The following is a 7,687-nucleotide window of genomic DNA, read 5'->3' as shown; positions in this document are numbered from 1 at the left end:
TGGCGGGCGCTGCTCGACCCGCTGCTGGCCGCGGTCGGCCTCGCCGTGGCTCCCGACCCGGCAGCCGGCGTGGTGCAGCTGCTCGGCCGGGAGGGCGAGCCGTCGCGGTCCGCGACGGACCTGCTGATGCGCGAGGGGGTCGCGCACCTGCTGGTCACCTGCGTGGACGGGGTGCTCACCGTGGGCCCGTTCGTCCGGCCGGGGCGGACCGCCTGCCTGCGCTGCGTCGACGCCCGGCTGGCCGAGAGCGACCCGCGCCGGGCACTGGTGGTGGAGCAGTACTCCTCGCCGGACACCGCCCGGCCGGTGCCGGAGCCGGTCGACCCGGCGCTGCTGGTGCTGGCGCTGGGCTGGGCGGTGCGCGACCTGGTCACCTGGGTCGACGGCGGCACCCCGAGCCTGTGGTCGGCCAGCGTGGCGCTCACCGGCGACCTGGACCTGTCCCCCCGGCACTGGGCCCGGCACCCCCACTGCGGCTGCTGCTGGGGCGACGCGCTCGCTGGCTGAGGGTCACCAGAACTCCGAGTCGAGCTTCCCCTCGATCTCGCGCAGGTGGCTCCGCGAGCACTCCGGGCAGAACGCGCACCGCCGCCCGTGCTCGACGGCCGTGGTCCAGGCCAGCGTCGCCGCGCCCTCCTCGGCGGTGCGGCCGCAGTAGTCGCAGGTGACCATCGGGCCACCGTACCCGGTGCCGGCGGCGTCCGGGCCGGGTCGGACGTGAGCGCCGGCGGGAGGGGCCGGGCATGGCAGGAGCCGGGTACGACGGCGTCGTACCCGGCTCCCGGTAGGCCCGCGATCAGGGCTGGGTCGTGAGGACCCTCTACAGCGCGCGGGCGAGAGCGAGGCGGGCCTGCTGCGCTGCCTGCTCGGCCTTGCGGCTCAAGCGGCGGGCGCGGACGAGCTGGTGTCCACGCTGCGACTGACGCGCCTCTCCCAGGCGCTCGGACATCTGTGCCCGAGCGAGCTCTTCGTGCATGAGGTTCATGATGGTGCTCCGTGTTCTGGTGATGTTCATGGTGTGGGTGGTGGCCGGGGCTGGTCCGGCCGGTCAGGCGGCGACCTCGTCGTCGCGGACGGCGTCCTTGCGGGGCCGGCCGCGGGGCCGCTTGCGCGGGATCACGACGCCTTGGAGGAAGAGCTCCCCGCCCCAGACGCCCCAGGGCTCGCGGCGCTCGAGTGCACCGTCAAGGCACAGCTCGCGCACCGGGCAGGCCTGGCACAGCGCCTTGGCGTACTCCACGTCCGCGGGGGACTCGGCGAACCAGAGCTCGGGGTCGTTGGCCCGGCAGGGCAACAGCTCCGGCTCGTCCCTTCCCACCACGTCGTGGAGATCACCCAGGGTGATCTGCTCGGCGGCCGCGTCCACGCGGTCGAGAACGCTGGTGGTCATGGCTTCCCTCCTCATCTGACCTGATCGCGTTGCTGGTTGGTCGAACCTGGTGTGGCGAAATACAGAAGGCCGCGGATCCCATGGTGTGGGTCCGCGGCCTGGAGGTTGCCGAGCTGGTGAGGGTGTCAGCAGATCGGCGGTCTCCAGGCAGAGGTCCCCGGGACGGCGTCCGTGGTGCGGTCCGCGCCGAACGCGGACACGTGCACGCGGGCGGCGATGGTCTCCATCGCCCGGCTTCCGGTGAGGGAAACCCCCTGGGCGCACGTGGGCGCGCCGAGGCCGAGGCCGTAGGTGGCCGGGGCAGCAGGAGACGGGATCGCCGTCCAGGTCTGGGTCGTGCTCATCGGGCCACCTCCTCGGTGTCTCGGGCGCGGAGCCTGCCGGGCTCCAGTGCGCTGGGGTTTCTGACGAAAGAAGTTACCGGGTCGACCCGGTAATGGGCAAACATTTTTCTGGGTATTTCGTGGATTTCTTTGTTCTCGGGTCCCGGACGGGCTCAGCCGACCAGCGCGAGGACGTCCTGGCCGTACCGCTCCAGCTTGGCCTGGCCGATGCCGCTGATCCGCAGCAGCTCCTGCGGCGTGGTCGGCCGGAGCTCGGCGATCAGCTGGAGGGTGGCGTCGGTGAAGATGACGAACGCCGGCACCTTCTCCGCGCCGGCCCGCTCCAGACGCCAGCTGCGCAGCCGCTCGAACAGCTCCTCGTCGTAGGAGGCCGGGCAGTCGTGGCAGCGCCCCTTCTTCTTCTCCGGGCCGGTGTGCAGCGCCCGCCCGCACTCGCGGCAGGTGACCGCCCGCCGGCTCCGGCTGCGCCCGCCTGCCCCGGCACGTGCCTCCGCGGCGACCACCTCGGCCGGGAGCAGGGGGTCCAGGAACCGGGAGGGGCGGCGCTGCGCCCGCCCGCCGGGGTGACGGGCCACTGCCCAGGACAGGTGCAGCTCGCGGCGCGCCCGGGTCATCCCCACGTAGAGCAGCCGGCGCTCCTCCTCCACCGCGGCCGGGGTCTCGGCGTAGACGATCGGGAGGGTGCCCTCCTGCAGGCCGCACAGGAACACCACGTCCCACTCCAGCCCTTTGGCGGCGTGCAGGGTTGCCAGGGTGACCCCGTCGGCGACCGGGGCGTGCTGCTCGGCGGCGCGGCGGTCCAGGTCGTCGACGAACCCGCCGAGTGTCGCGGCGTCCTGGCGCGCGAACTCGGCGGCCTGGTCGACCAGCGCCTGCAGGGACTCCCACCGATCGCGGGTCTGGCCCCGGCCGACGGGGGCCTCGGGCGACCACCCCATCCCGGCCAGCGTGTCGCGCACCTGCGCGACGAGCCCTCCGCCCTCGGCGGCAGCGGCCCCCTCCTCGGCGCCGGCGGCACGGGCGGTGCCGCGCAGCAGGGTCACCGCCTGGCGCACCTCCGGGCGCTCGAAGAAGCGGGCGGCGCCGCGTACGACGTACGCGACCCCGCGGGCGCTCAGCGCCTCCTCGAACGCCTCGGTCTGCGCGTTGATCCGCAGCAGCACGGCGACCTGCGACGGCGCGAGACCGTCCTCGCAGAGCCGGGCGATCCGGGCCGCGACCGCCTCGGCCTCGCTCACCTCGTCGGGGTAGGGCGTGTACCCCACGGCAGGCCCCGGGTCCCGCTCGGCGCGCAGCCGGACCGACTGGCTGGGCGTGCCGGCGAGCAGGGTGTTGGCCGCACCGACGATCTCGGGGGTGGAGCGGTAGTTGCGGACCAGCTCGATGGAGGTGGTGCCGGGGTAGCGGGAGGGGAACGAGGTGAGGTAGGTCGCGTCGGCGCCCGCGAAGGAGTAGATCGTCTGGGCCGGGTCGCCGACCACGCAGATCTCGTCGCGCCCGCCGAGCCACAGCCCGAGCAGCGCCGACTGGAGCGGGGAGACGTCCTGGAACTCGTCGACCACGAACCACCGGTACTGACGACGGACCTGGGCGGCGACCCGCTCGTCGTCGACGAGCAGGCCGGCGGTGAGCAGCAGGACGTCCTCCAGGTCCATCCGGCCCTGGTCCCGCTTGACCTCCTCGTAGCCGACGAGGACCCGGGCCACGGTGTCGGCGTCCTGCCCCGTCACGCTGCGCCCGCGCGCGGTGGCCAGGGCGGCGTAGTCGTCGGGCCGCACGTTGCTCACCTTGGCCCACTCGATCTCACCGGCCAGGTCGCGCAGCAGGGCCTGGTCGGCCCGGAGCCGCAGCCGGCGGGCGGCGGCCGCGAGCAGCGGCATCTTGGACTCCGTCAGCGTCGGGAGCTGGGTCCCCCGCGAGTGCGGCCAGAAGTAGCGCAGCTGCCGGAGGGCGGCGGAGTGGAAGGTCCGCGCCTGCACCCCGCCGGCCCCCAGCGTCCGCAGCCGGCCGCGCATCTCCCCCGCCGCCCGGGTCGTGAAGGTCACCGCGAGCACCTCGGCCGGCGCGTAGACGCCGCTGGCCACGCCGTAGGCGATCCGGTGGGTGATCGCCCGGGTCTTGCCGGTGCCGGCGCCGGCCAGCACGCGCACGGGACCGCGCAGCGCCTCGGCCACCGACCGCTGCTCGGGGTCGAGGGCTGTGAGGAGGGCCTCAGCGGCGGGCATTCGGGAACAGACTCCGGAGCGTCGTAAGTTGGGCTGACGTCACCCCACCCTAGATGCCGGCGAGGACACCCCAGCATGAGCCGCCTGTTCACGATGTACACCACGCCCTGGTGCGGCTACTGCGTGCGACTGAAGGCCCAGCTGGACCGTGAGGGGATCGCGTACGACCTCGTCGACATCGAGCAGGAGCCCGAGGCGGCCCGGCTGGTCGAGCAGGTCAACCACGGCAACCAGACCGTGCCGACCCTGGTCTTCGCCGACGGGACCGCGATGACCAACCCCTCGCTGGCCCAGGTGAAGGGCAAGCTGGCCGACCTCGACGCCCTCCCCGCCGACCCGTCGCTGTTTTCCCGCTGACCCGTCGCGGTTTTCCCGGACTCGGCGCGTCGGACGGGCAATCTGCGACGGCTCAGCAGGAATGCCGGGAAAACTGCGACGGGTCACCAGGAGCCGGGGAGCGTCCCGCCGTACCAGTGCTCGACCAGCGAGCGGCTGATCGAGACGGTGCCGGGCAGGACCAGGGCACCCTCCTCGGCCTGGGAGGACAGTTGCGCGCGGGTGAACCACCGCGCGTCCTCGATCTCGTGCTGGTCGACGCGGATCTCGCGGGTGGCGGCACGGCCGTGGAAGCCGAGCATCAGGCTGGACGGGAAGGGCCACGGCTGGTTGCCGAAGTAGCGCACCTCGCCCACCTCGATCCCCACCTCCTCGCGGACCTCGCGGCGCACCGCGTCCTCCAGCGACTCCCCCGGCTCGCAGAAGCCGGCCAGCGTGGAGTACCGCCGAGGAGGCCAGCTGGCCTGCCGGCCGAGCAGCAGCACCTCCTCCGGCGACCCCGGCTCGCCGTGGCTGATCGCCATGATCACCGCAGGGTCGGTGCGGGGGAACTGTGCGCGTGCGCAGCCGGGGCAGACCAGCTCGTGCCCCGCAGCCCGGGGCTCGAGCCGGGTCCCGCACCGCGGGCAGTGGCGCAGCGCGTGGTGCCACTCGGCGAGGCCGACCGCGTGCAGCACCAGCGGCCCGTCGCGCTCCTCGGCCACGGCCGGGAGCACGGCCCGCAGACCGACCCAGTCCTCGCGCTCCCCCGGCGCCCGCGCCGGATCCACGATCACGGCCAGGTGGGTGACGCCGTCGCGCTCCCCCAGGAAGAGCCGGGTGCCCTCCGGGGCCTCGGCGGGGGACACCCACCGCAGCCTGCCCCCGACGGGGCGCAGCCGCGTCCCCGCGATCACCAGCACCCGGCTGGCCGGGTCGGCCCAGCGGGCCGCCAGCCACTCCTCGTCGTGGCGGCGCTCACCGGCCCGGTCGTGGGCGTGCGCGGCGAGATGGAGGTGGGGTGCGCTCACGGTGCTCAACCTAGCCCGCCGAGCACCTACGCTGTCGTGCCATGAGCACCCACATCGGCGCCGCCCCCGGCGACATCGCCCCGACCGTCCTGATGCCCGGTGACCCGCTGCGCGCGCGGTGGATCGCCGAGACCTTCCTGGACGACGCACGCTGCTACAGCGAGGTGCGTGGCATGTACGGCTACACGGGCACCTGGCGGGGCCAGCGGGTCTCGGTGCAGGGGTCCGGGATGGGGCAGCCGTCGATGGCGATCTACGCCCACGAGCTGTTCACCGAGTACGACGTCGCCACCGTCGTCCGCGTCGGCTCCTGCGGTGCCCTCACCGAGCGGCTCGCCGTCCGCGACATCGTGCTGGCGCAGGGCGCCTGCACCGACTCCTCGATGAACACGGTCCGCTTCGAGGGCCTCGACTACGCCCCGATCGCCGACTTCGGCCTGCTGCGGGCGGCGTACGACGCGGCCCAGGGCATGCCGGAGGCCTCCGCGGTGCACGTCGGGCTGATCTTCTCCAGCGACTCCTTCTACTCCGCACGGCCCGAGCTGGTCGCCCGGATGGTGCAGTACGGCGTGCTCGCGGTGGAGATGGAGGCCAGCGCCCTCTACACGCTGGCTGCCCAGCACGGCCGTCGGGCGCTGGCGATCTGCACCGTGTCCGACCACATCGTCACCGGCGAGGAGACCACGGCCGCGGAGCGCGAGCGCACCTTCGGCACGATGATCGAGATCGCCCTGGCGGCCGCCCTGGGCTGAGGCCCGGCCGGGTCAGCCGATCAGGAGGGCCTCGAGGTCCTCCCGCCCGGGCAGGTCGGGAGGCTCGACCAGCTCGCCGCTGCGCACGTAGTAGAACGCGGCGCGCACCTGCGCCAGAGGCACCCCCTGCAGCTCGGCCCAGGCCAGCCGGTAGAGCGCCAGCTGGAGCGGGTCCGCCGTGGGGGCGCGGTTGGTCTTCCAGTCGATCACGAGGAAGCCGCCGTCGGGCTCGCGGTAGACCGCGTCGATCCGGCCGCGCACCACCTGCCCCGCCAGCACCAGCGCGAACGGAGCCTCGACCCGGAACGGCGGCCGGTCCACGAAGGGTCCCTCCTCGAAGCGGGCGACCAGCTCGGCCAGGTCGTCCTCGTCGTCGATGCCCGCGTCGGCGCGGCCGGGGAGCTCGTCGGGGTCGAGGAGGTCCTGCTGGCCGAACCGCGCCTCGACCCAGGAGTGGAAGCGGGTGCCGAACCGGGCGGCCGGCGAGGGTGGCCGTGGCATCGGGCGAGCCAGCTCCTCGGCGAAGCCGGCCGGGTCGTCGCGCAGCCTGGCGACCGCGGTGGCCGACAGCGCGGGCGGCAGCGGGACCTCGACGACGTCGGCGTCCTCGCGACTCGCCTCGGCCAGCAGCGACTCCAGCTCGGCGTCCCACTGCGCCACCCGCGCGGCCTCGACCACGTCCAGCGGTGGGTCCTCGGCGTGGCCAGGCACCCCGCGGACCCGTTCGGCGGCCTCCAGCCGGCGCAGCGCCTCCCTGGTCTGCTCGGTCACCGGCCAGGCGACCTCGCGCACCGTGGCCTGCAGCGGGTTGGGCGCGCCCCTGTCCGGCTTGTCGTGCCAGGCCAGCGGGGCCTCGCCCCAGTCGGCCAGGGCGTCCCGGACCACCCCCTGGTACGGCGAGGGCCCGAGCGGCGTCCTGCGCTCCTCGCCCCACAGGTACGACGAGACCACCAGGTGGTGGCGGGCCCGGGTGAACGCGACGTACCCCAGCCGGAGCTCCTCGGTCGCCTCGTGCGTCTTGGAGTCCTGCCGGTACCGGTCCAGGGCCGCCTTGTCGTGCCCGCGCAGGGTGGGCAGGTCGCGCGCGTCCCCCCGCAGCGGGGTGGGCAGGATCTCCACCCGGAGCGGCCAGAGCCCGCGGCTGCGGGTGTGCGGGAAGCGCTCCTCGCAGGCGCCCACGAGGAAGACGGTGTCCCACTCCAGCCCCTTCGCGCGGTGCACGGTCAGCAGCTTGACCGAGTCGGTGGCGCTCGGGGTGGCGATGTCGAGCCCCTGGCCGTCCTGCTCGGCGCTCAGCCAGGCCAGCAGGGCGGGCAGGGTGACCGCGCCGTCGATCGCCTGGAACTCCGCGACCGCCTTGACGAACAGGTCGAGGTTCTCCCGGCGGGCCCGGGCGGCCTCGCTGACCGAGGAGGCGAGCTCGACGTCGATCCCGCAGGTGTCGATGATCCGGCGGACCAGCTCCAGCAGCGGCTCCCCGGCATGCCCGCGCAGGCTGCGCAGCTCGGCGGCCAGCAGGGCGAAGCGTTCCTCGGCCTCCGGGGAGTAGGGCAGGTCCCCGGGGTCCTCCAGCGCGTGGGACAGCGCGGGCACCTCGGGGGGGTCCGCTCCGGCGACGGCGACGGCCAGC

10 protein-coding genes are annotated in these 7,687 nt (G+C 74.3%); 3 read left to right on the top strand and 7 right to left on the bottom strand.

Annotation, left to right across the window (positions count from 1 at the left end; all coding sequences use genetic code 11):
• On the top strand, positions 1-507 hold a 507-nt coding region (locus tag PLP61_RS12625), incomplete at its 5' end, for a TOMM precursor leader peptide-binding protein (protein WP_324503078.1).
• Between the two features lie 3 nt (positions 508-510).
• On the opposite strand, the gene PLP61_RS12620 is transcribed toward PLP61_RS12625, so the two are convergent.
• From PLP61_RS12620 to PLP61_RS12600, 5 genes are all read right to left on the bottom strand, one after another.
• On the bottom strand, positions 511-672 hold the full coding sequence (locus PLP61_RS12620; protein ID WP_324503077.1) for a hypothetical protein: 162 nt from the start codon (positions 670-672) through the stop codon (positions 511-513).
• Between the two features lie 148 nt (positions 673-820).
• Positions 821-1,015 (bottom strand): putative WhiB-interacting protein, encoded by a 195-nt coding sequence (locus PLP61_RS12615; protein WP_324503076.1) that lies wholly within the window; start codon positions 1,013-1,015, stop codon positions 821-823.
• Between the two features lie 33 nt (positions 1,016-1,048).
• A complete protein-coding gene (locus PLP61_RS12610) occupies positions 1,049-1,390 on the bottom strand; it encodes a WhiB family transcriptional regulator (RefSeq protein WP_324503075.1) in 342 nt (113 codons plus the stop codon).
• Positions 1,391-1,515: 125 nt separating this feature from the next.
• Entirely contained in the window at positions 1,516-1,734 is a 219-nt protein-coding gene (locus PLP61_RS12605; protein ID WP_324503074.1) for a hypothetical protein, read from the bottom strand.
• 152 nt (positions 1,735-1,886) lie between these two features.
• Positions 1,887-3,959, bottom strand: a complete 2,073-nt coding sequence (locus PLP61_RS12600) for an ATP-dependent DNA helicase UvrD2 (RefSeq protein WP_324503073.1) — start codon at positions 3,957-3,959, stop codon at positions 1,887-1,889.
• Positions 3,960-4,034: 75 nt separating this feature from the next.
• Between PLP61_RS12600 and PLP61_RS12595 the strand changes: the two genes are divergently transcribed.
• A complete protein-coding gene (locus PLP61_RS12595) occupies positions 4,035-4,316 on the top strand; it encodes a mycoredoxin (RefSeq protein WP_324503072.1) in 282 nt (93 codons plus the stop codon).
• Between the two features lie 83 nt (positions 4,317-4,399).
• Here PLP61_RS12595 and nudC read toward each other — a convergent pair whose 3' ends face one another.
• A complete protein-coding gene (gene nudC, locus PLP61_RS12590; protein WP_324503071.1) occupies positions 4,400-5,305 on the bottom strand; it encodes an NAD(+) diphosphatase in 906 nt (301 codons plus the stop codon).
• A gap of 41 nt (positions 5,306-5,346) precedes the next feature.
• Here nudC and deoD point away from each other — a divergent pair, with 41 nt between their 5' ends.
• Positions 5,347-6,057 carry a purine-nucleoside phosphorylase gene (gene deoD, locus PLP61_RS12585; RefSeq protein WP_324503070.1) on the top strand — a complete coding sequence of 237 codons (711 nt, stop codon included), beginning with the start codon at positions 5,347-5,349 and terminating at the stop codon, positions 6,055-6,057.
• 12 nt (positions 6,058-6,069) lie between these two features.
• Here the strand turns inward: deoD and PLP61_RS12580 are convergent.
• Positions 6,070-7,687 (bottom strand): 3'-5' exonuclease (locus PLP61_RS12580; protein WP_324503069.1); only part of this gene is annotated, 1,618 nt, incomplete at its 5' end.

The organism is Nocardioides sp., from assembly GCF_035429765.1.
Lineage (GTDB): Bacteria > Actinomycetota > Actinomycetes > Propionibacteriales > Nocardioidaceae > Nocardioides.
This window is presented reverse-complemented; position numbering and strand designations above follow the sequence as displayed.

Bases quoted from the DNA above. Each gene is read 5' to 3' on its own strand.
- PLP61_RS12610 (WP_324503075.1), bottom strand. From the start codon at position 1,390: ATGACCACCAGCGTTCTCGACCGCGTGGACGCGGCCGCCGAGCAGATC.
- deoD (WP_324503070.1), top strand. From the start codon at position 5,347: ATGAGCACCCACATCGGCGCCGCCCCCGGCGACATCGCCCCGACCGTC.
- PLP61_RS12595 (WP_324503072.1), top strand. From the start codon at position 4,035: ATGAGCCGCCTGTTCACGATGTACACCACGCCCTGGTGCGGCTACTGC.
- PLP61_RS12600 (WP_324503073.1), bottom strand. From the start codon at position 3,959: ATGCCCGCCGCTGAGGCCCTCCTCACAGCCCTCGACCCCGAGCAGCGG.
- PLP61_RS12615 (WP_324503076.1), bottom strand. From the start codon at position 1,015: ATGAACATCACCAGAACACGGAGCACCATCATGAACCTCATGCACGAA.
- PLP61_RS12605 (WP_324503074.1), bottom strand. From the start codon at position 1,734: ATGAGCACGACCCAGACCTGGACGGCGATCCCGTCTCCTGCTGCCCCG.
- PLP61_RS12620 (WP_324503077.1), bottom strand. From the start codon at position 672: ATGGTCACCTGCGACTACTGCGGCCGCACCGCCGAGGAGGGCGCGGCG.